20 protein-coding genes, 1 tRNA gene and 1 riboswitch are annotated in these 25669 nt (G+C 72.1%); of the genes, 12 read left to right on the top strand and 9 right to left on the bottom strand.

Going from position 1 to position 25669, the window contains the following annotated elements:
• Positions 1-519 (top strand): collagen-like protein (locus tag ABZ823_RS29875; RefSeq protein ID WP_361665963.1); only part of this gene is annotated, 519 nt, incomplete at its 5' end.
• Between the two features lie 59 nt (positions 520-578).
• On the opposite strand, the gene ABZ823_RS29870 is transcribed toward ABZ823_RS29875, so the two are convergent.
• Positions 579-824: a GntR family transcriptional regulator gene (locus ABZ823_RS29870; RefSeq protein WP_361665962.1), complete on the bottom strand. Its 246-nt coding sequence runs from the start codon at positions 822-824 to the stop codon at positions 579-581.
• Between the two features lie 716 nt (positions 825-1540).
• Between ABZ823_RS29870 and ABZ823_RS29865 the strand changes: the two genes are divergently transcribed.
• Both ABZ823_RS29865 and ABZ823_RS29860 read left to right on the top strand, forming a co-directional pair.
• The gene (locus ABZ823_RS29865) at positions 1541-1744 is read left to right on the top strand and encodes a DUF397 domain-containing protein (protein WP_361665961.1); all 204 of its coding nucleotides are present in this window, start codon (positions 1541-1543) and stop codon (positions 1742-1744) included.
• Between the two features lie 529 nt (positions 1745-2273).
• The gene (locus ABZ823_RS29860; protein ID WP_361665960.1) at positions 2274-2624 is read left to right on the top strand and encodes a hypothetical protein; all 351 of its coding nucleotides are present in this window, start codon (positions 2274-2276) and stop codon (positions 2622-2624) included.
• A gap of 66 nt (positions 2625-2690) precedes the next feature.
• On the opposite strand, the gene ribA is transcribed toward ABZ823_RS29860, so the two are convergent.
• Both ribA and ABZ823_RS29850 read right to left on the bottom strand, forming a co-directional pair.
• Entirely contained in the window at positions 2691-3470 is a 780-nt protein-coding gene (ribA, locus tag ABZ823_RS29855) for a GTP cyclohydrolase II (protein WP_361665959.1), read from the bottom strand.
• A gap of 139 nt (positions 3471-3609) precedes the next feature.
• The gene (locus ABZ823_RS29850; protein ID WP_361665958.1) at positions 3610-4125 is read right to left on the bottom strand and encodes a MarR family transcriptional regulator; all 516 of its coding nucleotides are present in this window, start codon (positions 4123-4125) and stop codon (positions 3610-3612) included.
• A gap of 308 nt (positions 4126-4433) precedes the next feature.
• Between ABZ823_RS29850 and ABZ823_RS29845 the strand changes: the two genes are divergently transcribed.
• The 5 genes from ABZ823_RS29845 (at position 4434) to ABZ823_RS29825 (ending at position 10450) form a co-directional block, all read left to right on the top strand.
• Positions 4434-5582, top strand: a complete 1149-nt coding sequence (locus ABZ823_RS29845) for a dihydrofolate reductase family protein (protein WP_361665957.1) — start codon at positions 4434-4436, stop codon at positions 5580-5582.
• 83 nt (positions 5583-5665) lie between these two features.
• A tRNA-Met gene (locus tag ABZ823_RS29840) sits at positions 5666-5739 on the top strand.
• An 880-nt stretch (positions 5740-6619) separates the two neighbouring features.
• A complete protein-coding gene (locus tag ABZ823_RS29835; RefSeq protein ID WP_361665956.1) occupies positions 6620-7717 on the top strand; it encodes a PP2C family protein-serine/threonine phosphatase in 1098 nt (365 codons plus the stop codon).
• Between the two features lie 296 nt (positions 7718-8013).
• Positions 8014-8170, top strand: a riboswitch (cyclic di-AMP (ydaO/yuaA leader).
• Positions 8171-8181: 11 nt separating this feature from the next.
• Positions 8182-9222 (top strand): M23 family metallopeptidase, encoded by a 1041-nt coding sequence (locus ABZ823_RS29830; RefSeq protein ID WP_361665955.1) that lies wholly within the window; start codon positions 8182-8184, stop codon positions 9220-9222.
• Positions 9223-9505: 283 nt separating this feature from the next.
• A complete protein-coding gene (locus tag ABZ823_RS29825; RefSeq protein ID WP_361665954.1) occupies positions 9506-10450 on the top strand; it encodes an aldo/keto reductase in 945 nt (314 codons plus the stop codon).
• 51 nt (positions 10451-10501) lie between these two features.
• Here the strand turns inward: ABZ823_RS29825 and ABZ823_RS29820 are convergent, their stop codons facing one another.
• The 4 genes from ABZ823_RS29820 to ABZ823_RS29805 all read right to left on the bottom strand — a co-directional run bounded on the left by ABZ823_RS29820 (position 10502) and on the right by ABZ823_RS29805 (position 15938).
• Positions 10502-11839: a PrsW family intramembrane metalloprotease gene (locus tag ABZ823_RS29820; protein ID WP_361665953.1), complete on the bottom strand. Its 1338-nt coding sequence runs from the start codon at positions 11837-11839 to the stop codon at positions 10502-10504.
• 63 nt (positions 11840-11902) lie between these two features.
• Positions 11903-12694: a tRNA (guanosine(46)-N7)-methyltransferase TrmB gene (gene trmB / locus ABZ823_RS29815; RefSeq protein WP_361665965.1), complete on the bottom strand. Its 792-nt coding sequence runs from the start codon at positions 12692-12694 to the stop codon at positions 11903-11905.
• A 387-nt stretch (positions 12695-13081) separates the two neighbouring features.
• On the bottom strand, positions 13082-14320 hold the full coding sequence (gene lhgO, locus ABZ823_RS29810) for an L-2-hydroxyglutarate oxidase (RefSeq protein ID WP_361665952.1): 1239 nt from the start codon (positions 14318-14320) through the stop codon (positions 13082-13084).
• A 193-nt stretch (positions 14321-14513) separates the two neighbouring features.
• On the bottom strand, positions 14514-15938 hold the full coding sequence (locus ABZ823_RS29805; protein WP_361665951.1) for an MFS transporter: 1425 nt from the start codon (positions 15936-15938) through the stop codon (positions 14514-14516).
• A gap of 673 nt (positions 15939-16611) precedes the next feature.
• Between ABZ823_RS29805 and ABZ823_RS29800 the strand changes: the two genes are divergently transcribed.
• Positions 16612-18696: an asparagine synthase-related protein gene (locus ABZ823_RS29800; RefSeq protein ID WP_361665950.1), complete on the top strand. Its 2085-nt coding sequence runs from the start codon at positions 16612-16614 to the stop codon at positions 18694-18696.
• Between the two features lie 208 nt (positions 18697-18904).
• Here ABZ823_RS29800 and ABZ823_RS29795 read toward each other — a convergent pair whose 3' ends face one another.
• On the bottom strand, positions 18905-19672 hold the full coding sequence (locus ABZ823_RS29795; RefSeq protein WP_361665949.1) for a helix-turn-helix domain-containing protein: 768 nt from the start codon (positions 19670-19672) through the stop codon (positions 18905-18907).
• Between the two features lie 432 nt (positions 19673-20104).
• Between ABZ823_RS29795 and ABZ823_RS29790 the strand changes: the two genes are divergently transcribed.
• The gene (locus tag ABZ823_RS29790; protein ID WP_361665948.1) at positions 20105-21454 is read left to right on the top strand and encodes an NAD(P)/FAD-dependent oxidoreductase; all 1350 of its coding nucleotides are present in this window, start codon (positions 20105-20107) and stop codon (positions 21452-21454) included.
• A 206-nt stretch (positions 21455-21660) separates the two neighbouring features.
• Positions 21661-23313 carry a SpoIIE family protein phosphatase gene (locus tag ABZ823_RS29785; RefSeq protein WP_361665947.1) on the top strand — a complete coding sequence of 551 codons (1653 nt, stop codon included), beginning with the start codon at positions 21661-21663 and terminating at the stop codon, positions 23311-23313.
• Between the two features lie 16 nt (positions 23314-23329).
• On the opposite strand, the gene ABZ823_RS29780 is transcribed toward ABZ823_RS29785, so the two are convergent.
• The gene (locus tag ABZ823_RS29780; protein WP_361665964.1) at positions 23330-24592 is read right to left on the bottom strand and encodes an MFS transporter; all 1263 of its coding nucleotides are present in this window, start codon (positions 24590-24592) and stop codon (positions 23330-23332) included.
• A gap of 178 nt (positions 24593-24770) precedes the next feature.
• On the opposite strand from ABZ823_RS29780, the gene ABZ823_RS29775 reads away from it, so the two are divergent.
• A complete protein-coding gene (locus ABZ823_RS29775; protein ID WP_361665946.1) occupies positions 24771-25319 on the top strand; it encodes a MarR family transcriptional regulator in 549 nt (182 codons plus the stop codon).
• Positions 25320-25669: the final 350 nt, after the last annotated feature.

Genomic DNA, 25669 nt, shown 5'->3' with positions numbered 1-25669 from the left:
CTGTCGGCCGAGCTGCACACAGCGAACCAGGCCCGTGACGCGCTCGCCCGCCAGGTGCAGCAGCTGGGCGCGAAGCCCGTCGCCGGGCCGCCCGGGAGCCGCGGTGAGCCAGGCAAGAGTGTGGTCGGCCCTCAGGGACCCCAGGGTGAGCAAGGCCCGCCCGGACCCGAGGGGCCGACCGGACCATCTGGGGCGCCGGGCAAGAACGGGGAGAACGGAGCGAACGGCGTCAGTCAGACCGGGGCCCCCGGCATCAACGGGGCCACCGGACCGGCCGGGCCGCAAGGACCACCGGGCGAGCGGGGGCCGACTGGCCCCCAAGGCCCGCCGGGCGCCGATGGGAAGGACGGCGCGGACGGGAGGGACGGGCAGACCTGCCCGGACGGGTACTCCCTGCAGGCCCCGGCCTGGGATCCGGACGCTCTGGTCTGCCGCCGGGACGGCGCCCCACAGCCGGAGAAGAAGAACAGCAGCCTCCTCGGCATGGGCCTCGACCCACAACGCCGCCAGTACACATGACGACGCCCCCTGCACGGCCCAATACGGGCTGTGCAGGGGGCGTTTCGTCATGCCCGGGGTCAGTCGGCCGGCGGCTTATCGGCAACGAACGTGCCAATGCCCGTCTCACCACGCAGCCAGCCCTCTCGGCGCAGGTACGCCAACGCCTTCTGGCTGGTCGACGACGCGACACTCAGTTCGGTGGCCAGCTCCAGCGTGGACGGCACACGCGAGCCAGGCGCATAGGTGCCGTCCTTGATACGACCGATGACGATCTGCGCCACCTGCCGCCACACCGCCCGCGTCCGGTCAAGATCAGCAGTCATACCGGTGACCGTAGGATCCCGCGTCATACCGCGCGACCGCAGCAACCCTCGGCAAGGCGCGGTAAGGCGCGGTATGGTCACAGCACGTAAAACCCCCGCGACCGTGTGACCGGCCCGGGGGCATGGCCGACGCTGCGAAGGAGCGACGACATGGCAGAGGGTACGCGCTGCTACACGACCATGTCAGGCCCGGTACACCTCCCGGAGCCCACGCCGCCAGTCGAACCCGTGCCGGGCTGTGATGTCTGCGAGGCGCTGGGCCGGCAGCGAGATCAAGCCACGAAGGATGGCGACCACTCGCGGGCTACTGACTACTCGGTGGAGATCCGCCAGCACCCGCACGCAGGCAAGCGATGAGCGGGGAGTCGGCGTTCTCGTTCGTGCCGCCGCCCGAGCATTTCCCGCGGCCGGAGGACCTGCCGCAGATGGAGCCCGTGGCGTTCCTGACCCTGCGGGTGTCCCACGACAGCGGCCGTACATGGGGGCCCCGCAGGGCTGTTCGCGGCGCCGATCCTTTCGCCACGGCGGCCTGGCCGCCCTGCAAGTGCTGGCGCTGCCGCCAGACCTAGAGACTCCGCTGCCGATCCCGCCGTTTGACGGCAGCGGTGAGCCCGCCGGGTACGGAGGTGAACCGTGCGCCGCGGGCGGGGTGGCCGCCACTACCTGAACAGAGAGGGCGGCCACCCGTCACGTACCAACCACTGAAAGGCACAACCATGCAGCACAACCCCGACGAGCTGGTCTGGAAGACGTCCACCTACACCAACGGCAACGGCGCCTGCGTAGAGGTCGCCGTGCTCCCCGACGGCGGCCGGGCCGTCCGCGACACCAAGGACCGCGACGGCGGTACGCAGTACTACAACCGCGCCGAGTGGTCCGCGTTCATCGCGGGCGTGAAGGACGGCGAGTTCGACCTCTGATCCGCACGCCCTGTACGGCGGCCCCGGCCGGCTTCCACGCCCCGGCCGGGGCCGCTTCATGCTCGGGCGTTGTGGTGCACGGGGGAGTGCGGGACAATGGTGTCGTCCCAGTTCAGACCACGTGTGGCCCACCCGGGATGCGTGAGCGGTGCGTGAACGGGAGTCCCGAAGTGGGCCGGAATAACTGGAGTGACCCAGAGCAACGGGCCCCATCGACCAGGGATTTTCAGGACTGCTGGAGTAAGCCGGAGTCACTCGGAGAGAAACCCCAGGACTTTTAATCCATTGGTTGTGGGTTCGAGTCCCACAGGGCCTACCGAAGAGCCCCCGGTCACAGTGCGTGTGACCGGGGGCTCTCGCGGTTTCAGTACCTTGGAGATCGTTGGCTCGGCCAGTGCTCGGCCGAAGGGCAGTCGATCGTGGTTCGCGGGCCCGGGCCCGAGCCGCCGTCGCCGTCTCGCGGGGGCTCACCGAGGCGGCCCGGGCGGGTAATCGCTGCACCGCCGACGCCGAGGCGTACCGTGCCCGCATGGAGCAGCGAGAGATTATGCAGCGGGTCGTCGGCATCCTGACCGAGGCGCTGGAGATGCGGCGCCAAGTCCGGGAGAACCCTGAAGGTGACGTGATGCAGAGCGAAGCGGTCGCTGCGCTCCTCGAGGAGATGCTGCCGCGCATCGAGCTGCCCGCCGATGCCGGCGTCCAAGAGATGGCGGCTGCTGTCAGCAAGCAGCTGGGCCCAGCCATCGTGCAGATCGCCTCCGCGTTCGCGCTCGCCTTCGTGCAGCTCGCCGAGATCCACGACGAGGGGCGCGTCGACGTCTCTCCGGCGGACGTCCTGCAGTCGATCTCCCTGCACTTCGAGAACGAGGCGGAGAAGTAAGGGCCGCCCAGGCTCGGCCTGAGTGCCAGGGCCTCGGATTCCCGAGCCGGCCGGCGACCGCGTGGGTCAGCCCGCCGTCAGCTCCGTGAGGGGCAGGGTGTGCTGGGTGTGGACCACCTTCGCCCGCAGGTAGTGGACGTTGTGCGCCGTGGTGAAGACCCCCGTGGGGACGTGGTGGGTGACCGTCAGGCCAAGGCCGCGCAGCTGGGCCGCCTTGTCGGGGTTGTTGGAGAGCAGGTCCAGCGTGTCGATGCCGAGGGCGCCGAGCATCTGCGCTGCGGCCGTGTAGTCGCGGGCGTCCTCCGGCAGGCCGAGTGCGGCGTTCGCCTCGTAGGTGTCCAGACCCCGGTCCTGGAGGGCGTATGCGTCGAGCTTGTTGTAGAGGCCGATGCCGCGGCCCTCCTGGCGGAGGTAGAGCAGGACGCCGCCCTGGTCGGCGATGCGCTCCACCGCCTCGCGCAACTGGGGGCCGCAGTCGCAGCGGGCCGAGCCGAAGACGTCGCCGGTCAGGCACTCGGAGTGAAGCCGCACCAGCGGTGGCCGCCCGGCGGCGGGCCGACCGAGGACCACGGCCACGTGCTCCTGGCCGTCGGTGAGGCCGTGGAAGGTGACCAGGTCGGCGGTGACCGTGTAACCGTCGCCGAAGCGAAGCGGGACCGTCACGCGGGTGCGGACCGTGGCGGCGGTGAGGCCGGCGGTGGGGCTGGCGGCGAGGTCGTCGGGGATGGAGAGGTCGTCGGGGATGGAGAGGTCGTCGGCGCTGGAGAGGCCGGCGGTGAGGTCGGTGGGGAGGCGGGTCGGGTCGCTGCTGTCAGTGGCTGCGATGGCGTCGCGTGGGTCGCGCATGGCTGTCGTCCTTCTCCGGGCCGGCGGATTGCGGGTGCGGAGGATGCGCCCCATGCTTCAGATTTGAAGCACAACCTCGGCCGGCGACTCTAGCCCGTGATTTAAGTTTCAAGCAAGCCTTTTTACGGGAGTGCCGCGGTTACTCCGTCGCCCCGGACGAGCGCCGACGCCACGGCAGGCCGTTGCATCCCGGCCGCTCCTCGTCGCCCTGGAGCGCGTCCGTGATCCGGGTGCAGATGGCCTCGAGCTGGGTGACCTGCTCGGGTGTGAGGTGGTCGAAGACGGAGGCGCGGACCGTCTCGACGTGGCCCGGCGCAGTACGTTCCAGTAGCTCCATGCCCGCCTCCGTCAGTACCGCCGTGCTGCCGCGCCGGTCGGTGGGGCAGCCCTCCCGGCGCACTGTGCCGTCCCTCTCCAGGCGGGTGACGACGTAGGTCAGCCGACTGCGCGTGATCTTCAGCGTCTCGGCGAGGTCGGTCATCCGCATCCGGCGGTCGGGCGCGTCGGAGAGGTTGGCGAGAACCGAGTAGTACAGATGCGGCATGCCGGCTTCCTGCTGGAGCTGCCGGTCGACCGTGTCCTCCAGGAGCCACGATGCGGCGAGGTACGAGCGCCAGGCGCGCTGTTCCTCGGGGGTGAGCCAGCGGGTCGTCATAGCGCCAGTGTAGTTATTGTTTAAAAGTTGAACCAAGCGGCGCCCTCCGCCCGAGGCTTCCTGCGGGATCTCGACCTACGGCCCTGCCCGGCGCATCCTGACCACGCGACCTCCGACACGCCCGACACCCCCGGCACGCCCGACACTCCGGACACCCCCGACACTCCCGAGACCTCCGGCTCCCTCGAGACCCCGGCCGCCGACATCCCCGGCACCCCCGACACACTCGAGACCTCGGCTCGAACCGAAACCCCGACTCGCGATCCCAGATCCCGATTCCCGATCCCCGACCCCTGGAGCGCACCCCCATGGCCCATCCCTACGTCCTGTTGTCCGCCGCCGTCTCCCTCGACGGCTTCCTGGACGACACCGGGCCCGAGCGACTCCTGCTGTCCGGGCCGGAGGACTTCGACCGGGTCGACGAGTTGCGGGCGGGCTGCGACGCGATCCTCGTCGGCGCGGGCACGCTGCGCACCGACAATCCGCGGTTGCTGGTCTACTCGCAGGAGCGGCGCGCGGCCCGGGTCGCCGCAGGACTGCCGGAGTACCCGCTGAAGGTCGTGGTCAGCGCGTCGGGAGACCTCGATCCGGAGGCCCTCTTCTGGCACACGGGCGGCGCGAAGGCCCTCTACACCACGGACAAGGGCGCAAAGCGGCTGCGCGGGCTGCTGCCGGCGGACGTGGGCGTGATCGCGCTGGGCCCGGATGTGGAGTGGCGGGCCGTGCTCGCTCATCTGGGTGACGTCAAGGGCATACGCCGGCTGATGGTCGAGGGCGGCGGGCTGGTGCACACCCAGTTGTTGCAGCAGGGGCTCGCCGACGAACTGCAACTCGTGCTCGCCCCGCTGGTCGTGGGACAGCCCGACGCGCCGCGGATGTTCGGCCCGGGGGCGTACCCGCCGGGACGGATGCGGCTGATGGAGACACGGTCCGTCGGGGACGTCGTGCTGATGCGCTACGTGCCCACCGCGCCCGGAACCGGCCGGTCGGCCTCCGCCGCGGACCGGCGATGGCTGGAGACGGCGTGCGAGCTGGCGGCGCAGTGCCCGCCCTCCCGGACGGCCTTCAGCGTGGGGGCGGTGATCGTCGCGGCCGACGGCACGGAGCTGGCGCGGGCGCACTCCCGGGAGGGCGGGGACCCGGTGGTGCACGCGGAGGAGGCGGCGCTGGCCAAGCTTGACCCGGCGGATCGGCGACTGGCCACCGCCACGGTCTACAGCAGCCTGGAGCCATGCGCCCGCCGCGCGTCCCGGCCCGCGCCGTGCGCCCGGCTGATCCTCGACGCCGGGGTACGCCGGGTGGTCACCGCCTGGCGTGAACCGGACACGTTCGTGGCGGCGGCGGACGGAAACGCGCTGCTGAGGGCGGAGGGCGCGGATGTGGTGCTGCTGCCCGAGTACGAGGAGCGGGCCAAGGCCCCGAACGCCCATCTGCTGCCCCCGCCCGAAAGCCGCTGAAGGCCGGAAAACGGTGGTGAAGCGCCGTGGACGTAAACCCGTGTGCTCAGTGTCGCGCGCATGGCGTACACTGGAATCACCGACGCGGGGTGGAGCAGCTCGGTAGCTCGCTGGGCTCATAACCCAGAGGTCGCAGGTTCAAATCCTGTCCCCGCTACTGATGGCCGAGGGCCGGAATCCGAAAGGGTTCCGGCCCTCGGTGTTTTCCGGCTCGCCACCTGTCCGCGTACGCCGCTGTGTACGCCGGTCGGCCCACAGCGGTCGCCCCCCGCTCGTCCTGCGGGAAGCCTGGACGGGTGGTGCAGCAAGGAGGCGCGTGGCGGATCGAGGAGCCGTGCGACAAGAAGGACGGCGGGCCAAGGCCCGCAACACCGTACGGCGGGGCCGGCGCCCCGCACGACCGGACCGTCGGCGGCCCGGCCGTCACTCCTCTTCCCGAGGACAACGACCGGCGGGGCGACCGCTCCGTCGACGGACTCGACGGACTCGACCGTGTTGACGGCGTTGACGACGGCTCCGGCCGCTTGGCCGACCCGAAGGGCCTTGACGACGGCCCCGGCCGATCTGCCAACGCCCCGGACGGTCGTGACCGTCGTGACCCACGTGACGGTCGTGACGCTCGTGACCCACGTGACGGTCGTGGCAGTCCTGGCGGTCGTGGCAGTCCCGGCGGCCGCCGGACCGGAGGCCGTGCCTGCTCCGGTGGACGTATCCGGCCCGAGGACCGTGCCCGGTCCAGCGGCGGCGTCCGGTCCACCGGCCGTCCGGCGCGGGACGGTGGCGATCCGGGCCTCCGGCCTGTCGACCGCCCCATGGGCCCGGCCCACGGCCATCCCGTCATGACGAGTGCCAGGTCCGGGGAGTCCCGAGCGCCGGGGATCATGCCCGAGGACGCCCGGCCGCCGGGGACCGGCCCCAAAGACGCCCGGCCGCCGGGGAGCAGGCCCGGGAACTCGCGGCCGCCGAGGGCCAGGCCCGAGAATGCCGGAGCGCCGGGGTCCGGGGCCGGAAACGGCCGGTCGCCGGGTACCGGTCCGGTGGAGAGCCGGCGGAGTTCACACGTGCGGGCGCTTCTGCGGGCCCTGCCCGCGCTGCTCATCGTCCTAGGCGTCTGCTGCGGCCGGCTGACGCCGTCCGCCTTCCCGGCCGTCGCCCTGTTCACCGCCGCCCCGCTCGTCGCCGCGCCCCTCCACTCGCTGCGCGGCACCGTCGTCACCGGCGCCGCGGCCCTCGCCGCCGTACTGGCCGTGCACCTCGGACTCGCTGGGCTCGGTGCGTCAGGGCCGTCAGGTGCGCTCACCGAGGCGCTCACCACCATCGCCGCGGCCGTCCCCGCCGTCCTCATCAACATGCTCGTACGCCGCAATGACGCACGCCTGGCCTCCGCCCGCCGGATCGCCGAGGCCGCGCAGCGCGCCGTACTGCCCGAGCCCGCCGCGCGGATCGCAGGGCTCCGGATCGCCGCCCGGTACGAGGCGGCGCAGGCCGACGCCTCCATCGGCGGCGACCTGTACGCCGTTCAGGGCTCCCCGCACGGCGTACGGCTCGTGGTCGGGGACGTGCGGGGCAAGGGAACGGGCGCCGTGGCCGCCGTCGCCGTCGTCACCGGCGCCTTCCGGGAGGCCGCCGAGCAGGAGGCGACCCTGGAGGCCGTCGCCCAGCGCCTGGAGCGAGCGCTGTCGCGCGAGGGCCTCCGCCGGGACGGCCCCGACGCCCACGAGGAGTTCACCACCGCGGTCCTCGCGGAGATCCCGCACGAGGAAGGCCTCGTCCGCATCGTCAACCGCGGCCACCCCGCCCCCCTGCTCCTGCTCCCGGACGGCACCGTTCGCGAACTGGAAGCGCACGAGCCGGCGCCGCCGCTCGGCATGAGCGACCTCGCGACCTCGCCCGACCGCGCGGAGGAGTGGGACTTCCCGCCCGGCTCGACGCTGCTCTTCTATACGGACGGGGTCTCGGAGGCCCGGGACGCGCGCGGCGAGTTCTACGACCCGGCCGAGGGCCTCGCCGGCCGTGTCCTGACCACCCCGGGCGCCGTGCTGGCCGCCGTGACGGAGGACGTCGCCCGTCATACCGGCGGTCAGGCCACGGACGACATGGCTCTGCTGGCAGTGCGCCGGTCCGAGCGCTCATGACCCCCTTCGAGGATCCCCCTTCGAGGATCCCCCTTCGAAGGCCAAGCATCGTTGAGCGCCGGGTCGTTGTCACGGTGGGTGAGGAGGTGACCTCCCTCCGCATAACAACTGACGCACCGTCAATACCGATGAGGTAGATGAGGTGTGGCCAACTCGCCCGTTTTACGCCGTTCCTGTCATGAAAGTCCTGGCCAAGAGCGTCAAGGATCTGTCCGAACCGCTTGGAATCCAGGCCCCGCGTCTATTAACGTTCGATAACGCAGCGCGGTCGTCCCAGCCGTCACCAGAGGCGGCTCCGTGCGCGTGTGCCGAATCCCGCAAGGGAACCGGGGAACCACCACTTTGGGGTGAATCGGGCGGATACCGCTGTGTCGAAACGGCCGGTATACGCGCGTAGGAGACCTTCCCCTCCGAACCCGTCAGCTAACCCGGTAGGCGAAACGGAAGGAAAGGAGTGCGCCCACGTGGCGTCCAACCGGCCTGCCGAGAGCACCTCGTTCGCCCCAAGCGGCACGCAGACGATCGGCTTCGCGTCCCGCACCGACGAGGGCCCCTGGGAGGAGTGGAACCCCACCGAGGATTCCGTCCGTCCCGTCCGCGGTCGGCACCGCGTCACCAAGCAGCGCGGCGGCGGACTCGCCCGCAGCTCCACCGTTCTGGGCGTCGGCGTGATGGCCGCGGTAGGCGCGGGCGGCATGGCCACCGCGCAGACCGGCAAGCCTCCGGTGTCCATATCCCTGCCCGACCTCTCCTCGGTCACCGACTCGGCCAAGGCGCTCATCGGCGAGGAGCAGGCCAGCGCCCCCAAGGGCTCCGCCACCGTCCTGAGCACCGCCGGCGTGAGCACCACCGAAGCGGCCGCGGGCACCAAGAACGCGGGCGAGGCCCTGCGCGCCCGGATCATGCAGCAGGCCGAGTCCCAGCAGGACCGGATCGCCGCGGAGGCTGCGAAGGCCGCTGAGGCCGCCGCCGCGAAGAAGGCCGCCGCCGCGGCGGCCAAGGCTCAGGACGCCGCAAGGACCAAGGCCGCCGCCGAGAAGAAGGCGGCCGAGGCGGAGGCCAGGAAGAAGGCCGAGGCCGCGCGGCTGGCCGAACTGGCCAAGCAGTTCGCGCTGCCCACCTCCTCGTACACCCTGACCTCGCGCTTCGGCGACGCCGGCGCCATGTGGTCCTCCGGCTACCACACCGGCCTCGACTTCGCCGCCCCCACGGGCACGCTCATCAAGGCCGTCCACAGCGGCACCATCACCCAGGCGGGCTGGGCGGGCTCGTACGGCTACCGCACGGTCCTCACCCTCGACGACGGCACCGAGCTGTGGTTCTGCCACCAGTCGTCGATCAGCGTCACCGTCGGTCAGAAGGTGTCCACGGGCGACGTCATCGGCCGCGTGGGCGCGACCGGCAACGTCACCGGGCCGCACCTGCACTTGGAGGTCCACCCGAACGGCGGCGCCACCGGGATCGACCCGATGGCGTGGCTCCAGAGCAAGGGCCTCAACCCCTGAGACCGGTGGCCTCCACCCGGACACCCGCCCCCTGCCGGACGCCTGCCCCCTCCCGGACACCCGCCCCCTGCCGGACGCCTGCCCCCTCCCGGACACCCGCCCCCTGCCGGACGCCTGCCCCCTCCCGGACTCTGGTCGTCCCCTGTCTGACCCCCGCCGTCGGCTCCCGAACCCCGGCGGTCCTGACGACAACCCCCCGACGTCAGGGCCGCCGGTCAGATGCGTCGCGTGGAACGGCCTTCAGGCGGAATATCGTCTTCCGGCGCGGGCGTTGACGTAGGGCATGAGTTCTCTTCGTAAGCTCGGCTCCTCCGACCTCGAGGTCTTCCCCCTCTCCCTCGGCGGCAACGTCTTCGGCTGGACCGCAGACGAGACGCAGTCCTTCGCCGTCCTCGACGCCTACACGGCGGCCGGCGGCAACTTCGTCGACACGGCCGACGCCTACTCGGCGTGGGTCCCCGGAAACAAGGGCGGCGAGTCCGAGACCGTCATCGGCAAGTGGCTCGCGGCGCGCGGCAACCGCTCCGACGTGATCATCGCGACCAAGGTCAGCCAGCACCCCGAGTACCGGGGGCTGAGCGCCGCCAACATCAAGGCCGCGGCCGACGCGTCCCTGCGCCGCCTCGGCACCGATTACATCGACCTCTACTACACGCACTTCGACCAGCCGGAGCTGCCGGTCGAGGAGATCATCGGCGCGCTCGACGAACTGGTGAAGGCGGGCAAGGTGCGCGCCATCGGCGCCTCCAACATCTCCGCCGAGCGCCTGCACGCGTCCCTCGACTTCTCCGACCGCGAGAACCTGGCGCGGTACGTGGCGCTGCAACCGCACTACAACCTGGTCTCCCGCGACACCTACGAGGGCCCGCTCCAGGACGTGGCCTCCCGCGCGGGCCTGGCAGCCGTTCCCTACTACGCGCTCGCGTCCGGCTTCCTGACCGGCAAGTACCGGCCGGGCACCACCGTGGATTCGGCGCGGGCCCAGGGAGCGGGCAAGCACCTGGAGACCGAACGCGGCCGACGCGTGCTCGCGGCCCTCGACGAGGTCGCGCACACGCGGGGAGCGGAGATCGCGACGGTGGCACTGGCGTGGCTCGCGGCGCAGCCGACGGTCGTGGCCCCGATCGCCTCCGCCCGCACGGTGGAACAGCTGCCCGCGCTGCTGGCGGTGGCGGACCTGACCCTGACGGAGGAGGACCTGGCCAAGCTGACGGAGGCGTCGGCGTAGCGCGGTGACGACCGTCCGCAACCACGGAGTCGGCGGCACAACACCGCGACCCTACGAGCGGTAGGGGTTGTACGCGGGAGGGGGCGCCGTCGGCCCGTGGCGCGGCGCCGGGTGCCACGGGACGTGCCCGTATCCGTGCCCGTACCCGTAGCCGGGCCAGACCGGCACGGGTACCGGCGCCGCGGTTCGTACGGCCTGCGCCAGCGCCGGCCGTGCCACCACCCGCCGGGCCCACAGCGCGGAGAGCAGCTCCCCCTCCCGTGCGACGAAGTCTGCCCCCACCCGGCCGCGGCGCCCCCGGTGCCGCAGGAACGCCAGTGAGGTCGCGTAGGCCTCGTACTCGGCGACCGAGCGTGCCGCCGCCTTCCCGAAGTGCTGCCGTGCGTACTGCCGGGCCAGCCGCCGCGCCCGCATGGAGCCGAGGACGAACGGTTCCGCCGGCCCCAGCCACCCGGTGGCCGCGTATGCCGGCAGCTCCTCCCGTACCGTCCTCAGCTCCCGCTGCCGCGTCCAGATCACCAGCCAGGTCAGCAGCGCGAACGCGGGCGCCATGAAGGACGCGTACACCGCGAAGAACCCGTACTCGCCGAACGACGACGAGCCGTTCCACATGGAGTGCATGCCCATGGCGAGCAGCAGGCCGCCCAGGGGCATCAGCACGCGGAGTACGGGCCTGCGCTCCGCCGACAGCGCCGCGGTACCGAAGCCGATGCCGGTGAGCACGGTGAACAGCGGATGCGCGAAGGGCGACATCACCACACGGACGAAGAAGGTCGCGGCCGTCACGGACGCGAGCCCCCGCTCACCGCTGAGCTGGTCCGTGCCGAAGGCGGTGCCCAGATAGAGGATGTTCTCGGTGAACGCGAAGCCGGTCGCGGTGACGCCCGCTATCACCACCCCGTCGACGATCCCGGTGAAGTCCCGTCTGCGGAAGAGGAAGACCAGGAGCACGGCCGCCGCCTTCGCGGACTCCTCGACGATCGGTGCTATGAGGGTCGCACCGAGTGTGTCGGCGTTGTTCGGGTCGGCGGTCGCGGTCGCTATCCATCTGGTCGCGAAGCTGTTCGCGACGATCGCGATGAGCGCGGCCGCGCACGCCCCCCAGGCGAAGGCGAAGATCATGTTCCGCCAGGGCCCGGGTTCCACCCGGTCCAGCCAGCGGAACGCGGCGACCAGCAGCGGCACGGGCAGCACCGCGAGTCCCAGTCCGACCAGGAATCCCTCGGTACCCGTCTGCTGCCGCACGAGGGCGAGGATGACGAGGCCGGACAGCGCCAGGAGCGTGACCGGCGCCCCGTAGCGCACCCAGCGACGCTGCCACCAGTGCGGGTGCCCGACCTCCCTCGCGTTGCCGTCGGGGGGCGTCGGATACGAGGGACAGGTGGCCACGGCATCGACCTTAACGAGACTGGGGGGCCGCCCGCGACGGAGTCCGGCGGGCCCGCGGGGCGCTCAGTCGCCGGCGGCGGACTGGTCCCGGTGCTGTACGCGCCGGAACAGCAGGTCGTTCACGACATGACCCTTGTCCAGCCCCTGGCCCTCGAAACGGGTCAGCGGACGGAAATCGGGACGTGGCGCGTAACCGCCCTCGGGCTGGGTGTTCTCGAAGTCGGGGTGCGCGGTGAGCACCTCGAGCATCTGTTCGGCGTACGGTTCCCAGTCCGTCGCGCAGTGCACCAGTGCGCCCGGCTTGAGACGGGCGGCGGCGAGCGTGAGGAACTCGGGCTGGATCAGCCGCCGCTTGTGGTGGCGCTTTTTCGGCCATGGGTCGGGGAAGTAGACGCGCAGTCCGTCGAGGGCGTCGGGCGGAAGCATCTCGCGGAGCAGGATGATCGCGTCGCCGTTCGCCACCCGGATGTTGGTCAGGTTGTTCCGCTCGGCGAGACCCAGCAGATTGCCCTGGCCGGGGGTGTGCACATCGACGGCGAGGATGTTGGTGCCCGGCTCGTCGGCGGCCATCCGCGCGGTGGCCTCGCCCATGCCGAAGCCGATCTCCAGCACCACGGGGTGCGTGTTCCCGAACAGCTCCGCCAGGTCGACCGTGCGCTGCCCGTCGATGTCCAGTCCCCACAGGGGCCACAGCCGCTGCAAGGCGTCCGCCTGCCCGGCCGTCACCCGGCTGCGCCGCGGCTGGAAACTCCGGATCCGCCGTTCGAAGTGAGACCCGGCGGGGTCCGCCTTCGGCCCCTCGGGGAACCGGGGCTCTCCTTTGGCCCGGCTGCGGTGCGGGGAGGCGACGGAGATGCGCGGGGGCCGACCGCCGAGGGCGGCCTCGGGGTCTTCGGGGGCGAAATTGAGAGAGTCAGACACAGTGGCTTCAATTTTAGGGGGAGGACAGGACCAACCGGTCTGCTCCGACCAGCGGCACAGCGAAGGCCGGCCTGGCCGGGTCTTGGGGTGGGCTGACGTGGCCGGGTCCGGGGGCGGCTGGTCTGGCCGGGTCTCGGCCGGGATGACCTGCCCGGGGCGCTCGGGACCCCCGGGCCTGGCGTCCCGGGCACGCAAGATCCGCCCGGATCTCCCGGACGTCTGGCCCGCCCGGAGCCCCCGGACGCCCGGCGTCCCGGGACGAGGCCATCGGGCACCTGGTGGGGCCGGGGGCTCGGCTCGTGGGTGGGGTGGGCGGGTGGTTCACTCTCGGTCCAGCACCGCCAGCGCCCGGCGTGCCACCTCCCGCCCGATCGGCAGCGAGGCGGTCGCCGCGGGCGATGGCGCGTTCAGGACGTGCACCGCCCGGGCCCCCTCCCGGATCAGGAAGTCGTCGACCAGCGTCCCGTCCCGCAGCACGGCCTGCGCCCGGACCCCCGCCGGGGCCCGCAGGAGATCGTCCGCCCGGACCTCCGGCAGCAGCCTGCGCACCGCCTGGGTGAACGCCTCCTTCGACACCGACCGCCGCAGTTCGCCCGCCCCGTACCGCCAGTGGCGCCGGGCTATCCGCCACGACCCGGGCCACGCGACGGTCGCGCCGAGCTCCCGTGGCCGTACGACCCCCCAGCCGTACCCCTCGCGGGCCAGCGCGGGGACCGCGTTCGGCCCGATGTGCACCTCTCCGTCGATGCCTCGCGTCAGATGCACCCCGAGGAACGGGAACGCCGGATCCGGCACCGGATACACCAGCCCCCGCACCAGCCCGGGCCGCGCCAGCGCGTAGTACTCACCCCGGAACGGCACGATCCGCATACCGGGCTCGTCCCCCGTCAGCCGGGCCACCTCGTCACAGTGCAGTCCGGCGCAGTTGACCAGCACCCGCGCGCGGAGGACCGTCCCGCCGGCCGTGCGCACGGCGACGCCCAGCGCCGGGCGCCGGTCGATGCGTACGACCTCCGCCCCGTACCGGATCTCCGCCCCGGAGGCCTCGCCCAGCTGCTCCGCCACCGCCACGAAGTCGCAGATCCCGGTCGTGCCCACGTGGATGGCCGCGAGTCCGCGCACCTCCGGCTCGTACTCCGCGATCTGGGGCGGGCCCAGTTCCCTGACCGGTATGCCGTTCTCCCGGCCGCGTTGGACGAGCGCGTGCAGGCGGGGCAGCTCCTCGCGTTCTGTGGCGACGATCAGCTTGCCCGTGACGGCGTGCGCGATGCCGTACTCCGCGCAGAACTTGACCATCTCGGCGGCGCCCTCGACCCCGTACCGCGCCTTCAGGGAGCCGGGGCGGTAGTAGATCCCACTGTGGATGACCCCGCTGTTGCGCCCCGTCTGATGGCGGGCCGGTCCTGCCTCCTTCTCCAGGACCGTCACCCGGGTGCCGGGCGCGGCACGCGTGATCGCATACGCCGTCGACAGGCCGACGATACCGCCGCCGATCACCAGCACATCGCAGTCGTACGCGATCTTCCGCACCTGCTCCACCTCCCGGTTTCGATAGTGCACTGCGCCACTGACAATGCGCTCAAACCCGGGAGGAAGCGAAGATCACACAGGTCACGCGGCCGTCGGACCCCGGAAGGCGCGTCGGGCCCCGGAACGGCAGCCCCGTCGCTCCGGATCCGCGGCAGCCCCGTCGCTCCGGATCCGCGGCATCCCCGCGGACCCCCAGGAGCCCGGTCCCTTGGCGGCCCGCCTACTACGCCGGCGCCATCAGCAGCGGCCGTGCCCGCTCCCGCAGCTCCGCCACGCGCGGTTCGTCCCCGTACGGCTCCAGCCGGTGCATCAGGTCCCGCACGTACTCGGTGGTGCGCGCCGACGATATGCGCCCGGCCACCTCCACGGCCCGCACGCCCTGCTCGCAGGCCGCGTCCAGGTTGCCCGACTCCAGTTCGGCGACCGCCGACACGACGAGCCGCAGACCGTGGGAGCGCACGAACTCCTCCGTGGGCCGGGACAGCGCCTGCTCGGTGAAGCGGCGGACCTGACGCGGGGCCTTGAGGTCGCGGTAGCACTCGGCGGCGTCGGCCGCGAAGCGGTCGTAGGAGTAGAAGCCGAGCCAGGACGGGTCGTTGTCGCCGTCGCGGGCCCGTTCCAGCCAGCCCTCGGCGGCCTTCAGGGCCGCGCCGGCCGCTTGGGCGTCACCTCCGCGCGCGTGCGCCCGTGCCTCGACGAGACGGAAGAAGCTCATGGTGCGGGCCGTGGCCAGACCGCGGTTGCGTTCCAGGGCGGCCTGGGCGAGGTCGACGCCCTCGTCACCGAAGCCGCGATAGGTCGCCTGGAGCGACATCGAGGCAAGGACGTAGCCCCCGAGGGGCACGTCGGCCGCCGCGCGGGCGAGGCGCAGCGCCTGGATGTAGTAGCGCTGGGCGGCCTCCTGCTGGCCGGTGTCGAAGGCCATCCAGCCCGCCAGCCGCGTCAGTTCGGCGCTCGCCCCGAACAGCGCGCGGCCCACTTCGTCCGAGTAGGAGCCGAGCAGCAGCGGCGCGGCCTCCACCCGTAAGCACTCGGGCACCATCGACGAACGCCAGTCGCCGCCTCCGTACTTGGAGTCCCAGCGTCTGGCGTCCTCCGCGGCCTCGCGGAGCTTCTGGACGTCGCTGTGGCCGACCTTCAGCGGCGCTCCCGAGCCGTCCCCTGAGCCGGGGTCGCGGGCCACCGAGCTGTCGGCCGGGGTTATCAGCCAGCGGGAAGCAGGGGTCGCGTAAGCGCTCACTGCGAAGGATCCGGCCAGCGACTGCCAGATGCCGCCGCTGCCGGCGCGGCGCCCGGCGAGGTCGAGGCGGTACAGCTCCGTCGCCGACTTCACCGCCTGTCCTACGTCCCGGGGGAACGCGAGGCCCACTTCCGGTGCGGGATCCGCGTCCGCCAGACCGATCTCGTGGAGCGGTACGGGGCGGCCGAGCTTCTGGCCGATGGCCGCGGCGATGAGGTGCGGCGCGGCGCCCTGCGGCACCATGCCCTTCGACACCCAGCGCGCCACCGATGTCTTGTCGTAGCGAAGCGTCAACCCGCGTTGGGCGCCAAGGTCGTTGACGCGCCGGGCGAGGCCCGCGTTGCTGATTCCCGCGAGGGCGAGAACGGCGCCGAGCTTTTCGTTCGGCCCGCGTTGCTCCCTGGACATGCGCCACCCCTCGACACAGACGGCTGCCGCGGCAATGGCATAACCGCGCGGCATTCGTAAACCCAGCGTAGTTCGCCGCATCCCATGCGTTAAGGGGCTTAAATCCGGATGGCGGGATTGTGGTCCGTACCTCAGTACGCAGTGTTGCGGTGTGCTCCTGGGTGTGTGGCCGTGCGCCTGCCCGTGCGCTCTTCTGCGGGCGCCGGGGGAACGGTTCCATGGGCGGTGCGTGGGTCGGCCCGCTGTACTGGATCCAGTGGGCTGGGGGATACCGCCGCCTCCATCCCCGCGGGCGGCGGACCGGTCCGGGAGGCGAACTCCGCCTCCCGGACTGTGCGTTGCTCAGGGCCTGTACGGAGCGTGCGCAAGCCTGTCCGCCCTCCACCGCTTTGGCTGAAAATCGACGGCGGTTCTCGAAAGTGATCAAGCCTCCGACCATGACTCTTGAGGGCGTGAACGGCGTTTTCGGGGAGCGTACCGGGGGCGCATTCGCGTCGCTGTCTTTGTCCGACGTCTCAGCCGGAAAAGGGAGTTCACCGGCTCGCGGCCGGAGGCCCAAGGGCGCGTTCCAGGGCGCACGAGGCGTGGCGCACGCCCTCCGGCGCGCGTTCTTCGTGGCAGCATGGGAGCCGTTCCTACGTGCACTGGTTGTCCACAGCCTGTGGAGGCGTCGATGCGGTGGTTGGTGGGATGGAGCAGCACCGCCGCTGGAGCCGCCGGACCGCAATCGGCGGGAGCCACCGGGTACGACGGTGAGACCGTGCACCCGGTGGGTGCCCAACTCCTGTGGGGCGACCCCGATCCCCTGTGGGCCGTCGGCGACTGGCGCCCCGACGAAGTGCGCGTCGTGAAGGCGGACGCGCGGACCCGGATCGCGGTCCTCGGCACCTGCGGGGCCTCCGACGAGGAACTGCGCGTCAGCCTGTTCGCCGCCCGGGGAGGGGCACTGCGCCATCTGACCGCCTGGTCCGGCAGCTACACCGCCGTGGTCCAGGTCGGGCGCAGAATCACGGTGTGCGGTGATCTCGCCGGCGCGCGGCCCGTCTTCCACACTCCCTGGGCCGGTGGCACCGCGTACGCGACCGCCGCGCTCCCCCTCGCCGACCTCATCGAGGCCAACCTGGACTTCGGGCACCTGGCGGCCCTCCTCGCCGCCCCCGACGTACCGGCCGCGCTCCACGACTCGACCCCCTACGAGGGCGTGCGGCGCATTCCTCCGGGCCACGCGCTCATCCTGCGCGCAGGGGCCCGCGAGATCGCCGGCTACGAACCGGTCGCCTCCCTGGCGGTCGCCGCGCCCCCGGCGGACCCGGTCGACGCCGTGGCCGCGGTGCGCGACGCCCTCGTAGACGCCGTACGCGCCCGTCTGGCGGCACCCCGGCATGTGCCGGGCACCGAGATCGACCCCGGGCCCGTCCCCGGGATGGGACCGGCGGAACGCCGCGCCGCACGCGGCATGCCCGTCCCCGGGATCGGCGCCGACCTCTCCGGAGGACCGGCCTCCGGCACGCTGGCCCTCCTCGCGGCAGGCCTTCCGGGGATGCCGGGCACGATCCTCGGGCACGGCACCGGCGCCGGTGAACGCCTGCTGGCCGTCACCTTCAACGACCTCGTCGTACGCGGCCGCGAGGCCGAGCTCGAGCGGGCCGGCACCCTGGCGGCCAATCCCCGTCTGCACCACGTGGTGGTGACCGGCGGCGAGGAAGTCCTCCCCTACGCAGAACTGGAGGGCCCGCTGACGGACGAGCCGGGACCGTCCCTGGTGACGGCGGCCAGGCACCGTGCGCGACTGGCCTCGGGCAGCGCGGACCACTTCACGGGCTACGGCGCGCGCCAGGTCCTCGATGCGCATCCGGCCCGTCTCGCGGACCTGTTGATGGACCGAAGACGACGCCATCTGGTGCGTCCGGTCGCCGCGCTGGCCAGGGCGGACGGTTCGGTGATGGTGCCCGCGCGCGTGTACGCCGCGGCGCGGAAGCTGGCCCGCACGCCGTACCGGGCGGGTGTCGACTCGCTCGCCGACCGCCTGATGCGGCGGCGCTTCGAGGAGCCCGGCGGCGCGGTGGGCGCGTCGCTCGCCGCCCTCACCTGGGCGAGACCCGGCCCGGCGGCGCGCTGGCTGACCGGTGAGGCCCTCGCGGAAGTATCGGCTCGCCTCCAAGGAGCCATGGGCCGGGCGGGGGTCGGTCCCGGACAGCGCCCGGGCGACCACCGTGCGCGTGCCGCGCTCGCGAGACACGCCGCGGACGTACGTGTGCTGGAACAGGCCGCCGAGATCCGCTCCCAGCGGCTGCACTCGCCGTTCCTGGACAACCAGGTCGTCCGCGCCTGCCGTGTGCTGCCGGAGGCGCTGCGGGTGCAGCCGGGGGCGCGGGCGGCGATCCTGCGCACGGTTCTGGAGGGCGCGGGTGTCGCCGGACTGCCGCCCGGCTGGGGCGCCCCCTCGCACGCCTCGTCGGCGGCCGCGGCCCGGGCCGGTCTCCGGGTGGCCGTGCACTCCCTGATGGCCCTGTTCGACACGCCCCTGCTGGCGGAGGCGGGCCTGGTGGAGGCCCGGGTCGTTCGCAAGGCGGTGCGCGCCGCGGCGGACGGTGAGCCCCTCCCGCTGGACGGCCTCGCGGACCTGGTCTCCCTGGAACTGTGGCTGCGCCGCCTGCTCGCCCGCCGGGGCACGTGCTGGACCGGCACCCCCGCCCGGGCACGCGCGGTACCGGCCGGCATCTCGGCACGGGGACGGGCACTCGGGGCGGGGGCATAAGAGCTCCGCACACCATGGGCGCTCAGCTCGCGGCTCCCAGTTTGTTCGGAACTCCTAGCGCCGTACGCCGACGCACACCCGGCCCCCAACGACCCCCTGCCCTCCTCCGTACACGGCCGTCCCGGTCCCGTACACGGGCGGTGCGGTGCCCGCGCACGGGACCTGTGTGGTCGGTGGTGAGGCGCACGGGGTCAGGGACCCGGCCGCCTCACACCGGGCGCGACCGCAGGCCCTCCAGGAGGATCTCGAGCAGCCTGGCCGAGGCCGCCGCCTGCTGTGCCGCGTCCGGCAGCGAGGGCGCCGCCGTGGCGATCACCAGCAGAACGTCCGAGACCGTGACGTCCGGCCGCAGCTCACCCGCCGCTCGCGCCCGCTCCACGAGCTGTCCGACGACCTCCAGCAGCGTCGTCGTGCCCACGTCGTCCGGCTGCGGCGCGGGCACCTGCGCCACGAGCCGCAGCTCGGCCGCCGACTGGGACCGCTGCTGCGGCAGCCGCGCCTCGTCCGCGGGCGCCGCGCCGGACCCCTCGGTCCCCTCCTCCACGACCCCGACCCGAAGCACCTGCGGCGGCAGCAGCCGCCCCGCGCCCGACACCACCGACGTCCGCAGGAAGCGCGACAGCGCCGACCACGGCTCGTCCTCCTGGCCGAGTGCCGCCCTGGCCTGCTCGGTCAGCCGGGAGGTCTCCTCCTCGGCTATTCGCCGCACCAGGACGTCCTTGCTCGGGAAGCGCCGGTACACCGTGCCGACGCCGACCCGCGCGCGCCGCGCCACGTCCTCCATCGGCGCGCCGTAGCCCAACTCGCCGAAGACCTCGCGTGCCGCGCGCAGTACATGTTCCAGATTGCGCTGTGCGTCCACCCGCAGCGGCGTCGCCCGGGCGTTGTTCTCGCGTCCGTTGCCCGCCGCCGCGCTCATCGTGCCCGCCGGTGCGACGGCGGACGCGGATGACCAATGAGAGTCCTGAATGTGCATAAGTGTTCCCCCGGTAATGACGTCTCCCCCCGGAGACTCTCCCCGCCATTGGAAGCCGGAGCGTACGGAACAAGCGTCGTACGTGACTGGGCCCGCCCGTCGCGAGCCCGTCGTGCGCATCCCCCTTACACCCCGTCGACACACGAACATAGTTGAGCGGGGGTCAATTCAGAAGGGGCAGGTTCCGCACGGAGCGCCCCCCGATCGGAGTACGGGTCGGTTACGTCCCGGTTGCGCCCCCGAGTTCCACCCGGCTCACACTCACTGACCTGCGGTCTTTCCGCGCGCTCCGGTAATCCGGCCAACCCTGCCGGGTACAGCCGTCCGGTCACACAATTTGCCGGGCCTGTGGACAAACTCGCTCGGCCGGTGCGTCATGGGATGGTGACGGCTGCATTCCATCGGGCGACGCCCACCGAACCGCCGAAGTGTGTGCGCATCCTCATCGTGGGCGGCGGCTACGTCGGCCTGTACACGGCCCTGCGCCTGCAACGGAAACTGAAGGCGGAACTCGGCAGAGGCGAGGCGGAGATCGTGGTGGTCTCGCCCGATCCCTACATGACGTATCAGCCGTTCCTGCCCGAGGCCGCGGCCGGAGCCATCTCGCCGCGCCATGTGGTCGTCCCGCTGCGGCGGGTCCTGGAGGGCTGCCGCGTGGTCGTCGGCGAGGTCACCTCCATCGACCACGCCAAACACACGGCCACCGTCGGCACGCTCGCCACCGAGGAGACCGGGCGGACGGAACAGCTCTCGTACGACGAACTCGTCCTCGCCCCCGGCTCCATCTCGCGCACCCTCCCGATCCCCGGCCTCGCCGATCACGGCATCGGCTTCAAGACGCTCGAAGAGGCCATCGGCCTGCGCAACCATGTCATCGAACAGATGGACATCGCCTCCTCCACCCGCGACCCGGCGATCCGTGACGCGGCCCTCACGTTCGTCTTCGTCGGAGGCGGATTCGCCGGCGTGGAGGCGCTCGGCGAGCTGGAGGACATGGCCCGCTACGCCGCGCGCTACTACCCCAACGTGAAGCCCGACGACATGAAGTGGATCCTCGTGGAGGCATCCGACCGCATCCTCCCGGAGGTCGGTGAGGAGATGGGCCGGTACACGGTCACCGAGCTGCGCCGCCGCAACATCGACGTACGTCTGGAAACCCGCCTCGAGTCGTGTGTCGACCGGGTGGCCGTCCTGTCCGACGGCGCACGCTTCCCGACCCGCACGGTCGTGTGGACCGCCGGGGTGAAGCCCCACCCGGTGCTCGCGGCGACGGACCTGCCGCTGAACGGCCGCGGGCGTCTGAAATGCACCCCCGAGCTCACCGTGGAGGGCGTCACGCACGCGTGGGCCGCGGGCGACGCCGCCGCCGTCCCGGACGTCACCGCCGAGGAGCCGGGCAAGGAGACCGCCCCCAACGCCCAGCACGCGGTGCGCCAGGCCAGGGTCCTCGGCGACAACATCGTGCGCGCGCTGCGCGACGAGCCCCTGGAGACGTACGCCCACAAGTACGTCGGTTCGGTCGCATCCCTGGGGCTGCACAAGGGTGTCGCACACGTCTACGGGCGCAAGCTGAAGGGCTACCCGGCCTGGTTCATGCACCGCACGTACCACCTGAGCAGGGTGCCCACCTTCAACCGCAAGGCCCGGGTGCTGGCCGAGTGGACCCTGGCGGGACTCTTCAAGAGGGAGATCGTCTCCCTCGGTTCACTCGAACATCCCCGTGCGGAGTTCGAACTCGCGGCCGGTGGAAAGCCTTCAAAGGGCCCGAAGGGGTCGTCCTGACCGGATCCAGGAACTCCCCCGGATGGGCCGACGTCTGACGGATGTCGGTCCGGTCCGACAGACTGGTCCCCGACCCGGGGCGGGCCGGTCCTCGCCCTGACGAACCCACCAGACTTTCCCACTGTGCCGCTACCCCGGGGCAGGCCGCCGGATCCCCGACCGGACCCGGAGCCGGCCGGCTACGACAACGACGAGGCAAGGAATCGGTGAACTTCACGCGCTGGAGCGCCCGGCTCCCCGGAACGCAGCGCCGCGCCGCAGCGCGGACCGAGCACGCGGTGCCCCCGGACCGGCGGGGAGAAGGCTCCGTGCCCGCGGCCCGCGCCGAGCGGCTCACCGAAGACGCACCGGGCGGGCCGGCCGTCGACGAACTGCCGGTGCGCGAGGTCCTCGACCGCATCCCGGCCCTCGTCGCCCTGGTGCACGGCCCGGACCACCGAGTCGCGTACGTCAACGACGCCTATGCCGCGGCCTTCGGACCCCGGCCCCTGGGCGGACCCGCGGGCGAGGCACTCCCCGAGCTGGAGGAACTGGGGCTCCTTCCGCTCCTGGACCAGGTGCTGCGCAGCTCCCGGCCGCGCACGGTCAAGTCCCGCAAAGCGGCCGGCGGCCGCTCGTACACGTTCACGTGTACGCCGGTCGACGTACCCGGCGGCGCCTCCCGGGGCGTGCTCGTGTTCGCCGCCGATGTCACCGACCACGCCGAGGCCGCCGAGCGGCTGCGCGCCAGCGAACGCGAGCAGCGCCGCACGGCGGTGACGCTTCAGCGCTCCCTGTTGCCCCAGGAGCTGGAGCAGCCTGACGATCTGCGCATCGCCGCCACCTACCAGCCCGGTGGCACGGAGGCCGCGGTCGGCGGCGACTGGTACGACGTCATCACCCTCGGCGGCGGCCGCACGGCCCTCGTCATCGGCGACGTGATGGGCAGAGGCGTCCGGGCCGCCGCGGTGATGGGCCAGCTCCGCACGGCCGTCCGCGCCTACGCCCGGCTCGACCTGCCCCCGCACGAGGTCCTCCAGCTCCTCGACGGCCTGGCCACGGAGATCGACGCCAACCAGATCGCGACGTGCGTCTACGCCGTCCACGACCCGAACGAGGGCCGCCTCGTGTACGCCTCGGCCGGCCATCTGCCGATCCTGGTCCGCGACGAGAGCGGCAATGTCCTGCGCGCCGACGAACCCACCGGCCCGCCGCTCGGCACCGGCGGCTGGATGCACGCGTCGGGCTCGGTCCCACTGGCACCCGGTTCCACGGCCGTCCTCTACACGGACGGCCTCGTCGAGCGCCGGGACGCCGACCTCGACGAGGGCATCGCGGCCCTGGAGAGCGCCCTCGCGGGCGCGACCGGCACACCGCAGGTGATCTGCGACCGCCTGCTGCGTTCCGCGGGCGTCACCGCGGGCCACGACGACGATGTCGCGGTCCTCGTCCTCCAGCACCCCTCGCGTACGGGCCCCGACGGCGACCTCTTCCGCAACGCCGCCCTGGAGCTGCTCGGCGGCGTGGAGGCGGCGCCACGCGCCCGTGCCTTCGCCTCCGGGGTCCTGACCAGCTGGCGGTTCCCGACGGATCTCCACGACCTCGGGGTGCTGGCGGCGAGCGAACTGGTGGCGAACTCGCTTCAGCACGGCACGCCCCCGATGAGGCTCCGCCTCAGACGCACGGACCGCCGGCTGATCATCGAGGTGACCGACGGGGACGACCATCTGCCCCGTCGCCGCCGGGCGGAACCGGCGGACGAGGCGGGGCGGGGCATCGCGATCGTGGCGACGATCGCGTCGAACTGGGGCTCACGCCGCACGCCCGGAGGCGGGAAGGCGGTGTGGTGCGAGTTCGCGCTGCCGCGGGGCGCGGACTGAGCGGTGGGACTCCGGCTCAGGCGCGCGCCGACGCGCGTTCCGCCGACGGCCCTCCCTGTGCCACCACCAGGGTGCGCGCGGCCGAGGGCTGGTTCTGCGCGGGGGTGAGCCGGCGTCCGAGCCGGATCGCCAGAACCGTGATGGCCAGCGAGAACAGCAGGAACGTCACGACGTAGGGCGCGGGCAGCGCCGCGGCCAGCGGGCCGCCCACCGCCGGACCCACCGCGAGGGCCAGCTGCTTCACCAGGGCGAAGGCCGAGTTGTACTGACCCGCCATCCCCGTGGGCGCGAGATCGGCCACCAGCGGCGCGAGCGTCGGCGACAGCATCGCCTCGCCGAGACCGAACAGCGCGTAGGTCGAGACGAACGCGCCGGTCGCCATGGCCTGGCTGCCGTGCCCGAGCCCGGCGTACCCGGCGATGGCCCACGCGACGGCCCAGGTGAGTCCCACCGCGGCGATGACCCGCGACCGCTTGCGCCGCTCCACGAACTTCAGCACCGCGAACTGCGCGACCACGATCATCGCGGTGTTCGCCGCCAGCGCCGTACCCAGTGCGGACGTCGAGATCCCGGCGGCCTCGACGCCGTACGCGCTCAGACCCGACTCGAACTGGCCGTAGCAGGCGAAGAACAGCACGAAGCCCAGCACGGACAGCTGCACCATGGCCCTGTTGCCCAGCAGTTGCGTCCAGCTCGCCCGGCCGCCCTGCGGGGTCCCGCCCTCGATCTTCGGCGCGTGCGGGATCCGGACCGTCGACATGAGGACGACGAGCAGCAGGAAGATCGCCGCCTGGATCGCGAACAGCAGAGTGAAGGACGCGGCGCGGGAGGAGTCGACGAGATGGCCGCCGATCAGGCCGCCGACGCCGAGGCCCAGGTTCTGGAGGAAGAACTGCAGAGCGAAGGCGCGCGACCGGGTCTCCGTCGTGGAGCAGTCCACGATCATGGTGGCCAGCGCCGGCTGCATCACGGCCTGCCCGGCACCGAGCACCGCGGCCGACAGCAGCACGCTCACCGCGGTCCCGGAAATCCCCAGGGCGAGCGACCCGACGGCGGCGGAGGCGAGGGCGGCCAGCAGTACCGGAAGGGGGCCGCGCCGGACGATGGCCCGTCCTGCGAACGGCAGCACCACGAGTGCGGCCACGGCGAAGACGGCGAGTACGAGTCCCGCCGTGGCAGCACCGAGATCCCGCACCTGAGCCACATAGACGTACAGATAGGGGACGGTGAAGCCGAGGCCGAACGCGCTGAGTGCGTTGCCCACGTGGATCCGGCGCATCGCCGCGCCCCTCGCCCTGGTCACGTTCACCTGCCTTAGGAAGAAGGCCCGCCGGAGTGAGACCGGAGGTCTTACCCCTGAAGCGGTTAGCCCTGAAGACTTAGAAGCTAAAGTTCGAGGTTGAACAGTACACCTTCAAGGACTTCAAGGCCAAGCGGGTGCGTGGGATACTGCGCTCATGGGCGACACCCCCGGCGTCAGCGAGCCGACCCTCGACGAACAGATCGCCGCCTACCAGCGCGAGTTCCAGGACCTGGACCCCCAGGTCGAGAAGATCGTCTCGGCGCTGTCCCGCCTCAACCGCCGGATGAACGTCGCCTACGGCCGCCAGACCGCGGCGCTCGGCATCAGCAACGCCGAGTGGGAGGTCCTCAAGGCCCTCGTCCTCTCCGGCGCCCCCTACCGGATGGGCCCGAGCGACCTGGCCAAGCGGCTCGGCCTGACGCCGGCCGCGATGACCCACCGCATCGATCGCATGGTCGGCGAGGGCCTGGTCACCCGGGAGCGCGACGAGTCCAACCGGGTCCGCGTGATCGTGGAGCTGACCGCCGAGGGCCGCGAGAAGTGGCTGGAGGCGATGCGCCTGGCCTCCGGGTTCGAGGAGGACCTCCTCCAGGACCTCTCCTCAGAGGAGCGCAACGCCCTGGGCGAGGCGCTGACCCGTCTGCTGCGCCGCGTGGAGCACGCCCAGCCCGATGCCGGGGGCCGGCTGAGCGACCTGGACTGACGCTCGGGAAGGTTTGCCGACCGCTCCCCTTGGGGAGGCTTGACAGTCCACACCTCGATCCGTAAAGTTCTTCGGGTTGCCACGGAGCCGTAACGGTTCTGCGACAGCACTCCGCCGCAGCAGCGGCACCAACCCACTCAGCAAGATCTCCCAGCGGGATTGAATTCGGTGCGCCCGAATCCAATTCGATTTGGGTACGGCGACTCCGATCCCACGCGATTGGGAATCGCCGGAGAGATCCGCTAGGGTTGGAGACGTCGGAACGGCCCAAGGGCCGCGAGGACAACCCCGGTTGACTGGGGATCAGGAACCGAAGAGGTCGGAAAGGCCTCAAGGAATCTGATAAAGTC

Origin of the sequence: Streptomyces sp. NPDC047079 (genome assembly GCF_040643755.1) — a bacterium.
Taxonomy (GTDB): domain Bacteria; phylum Actinomycetota; class Actinomycetes; order Streptomycetales; family Streptomycetaceae; genus Streptomyces.
Note: the sequence above shows the minus strand (reverse complement) of the source record. Positions and strands in the feature narration are given on the sequence as shown.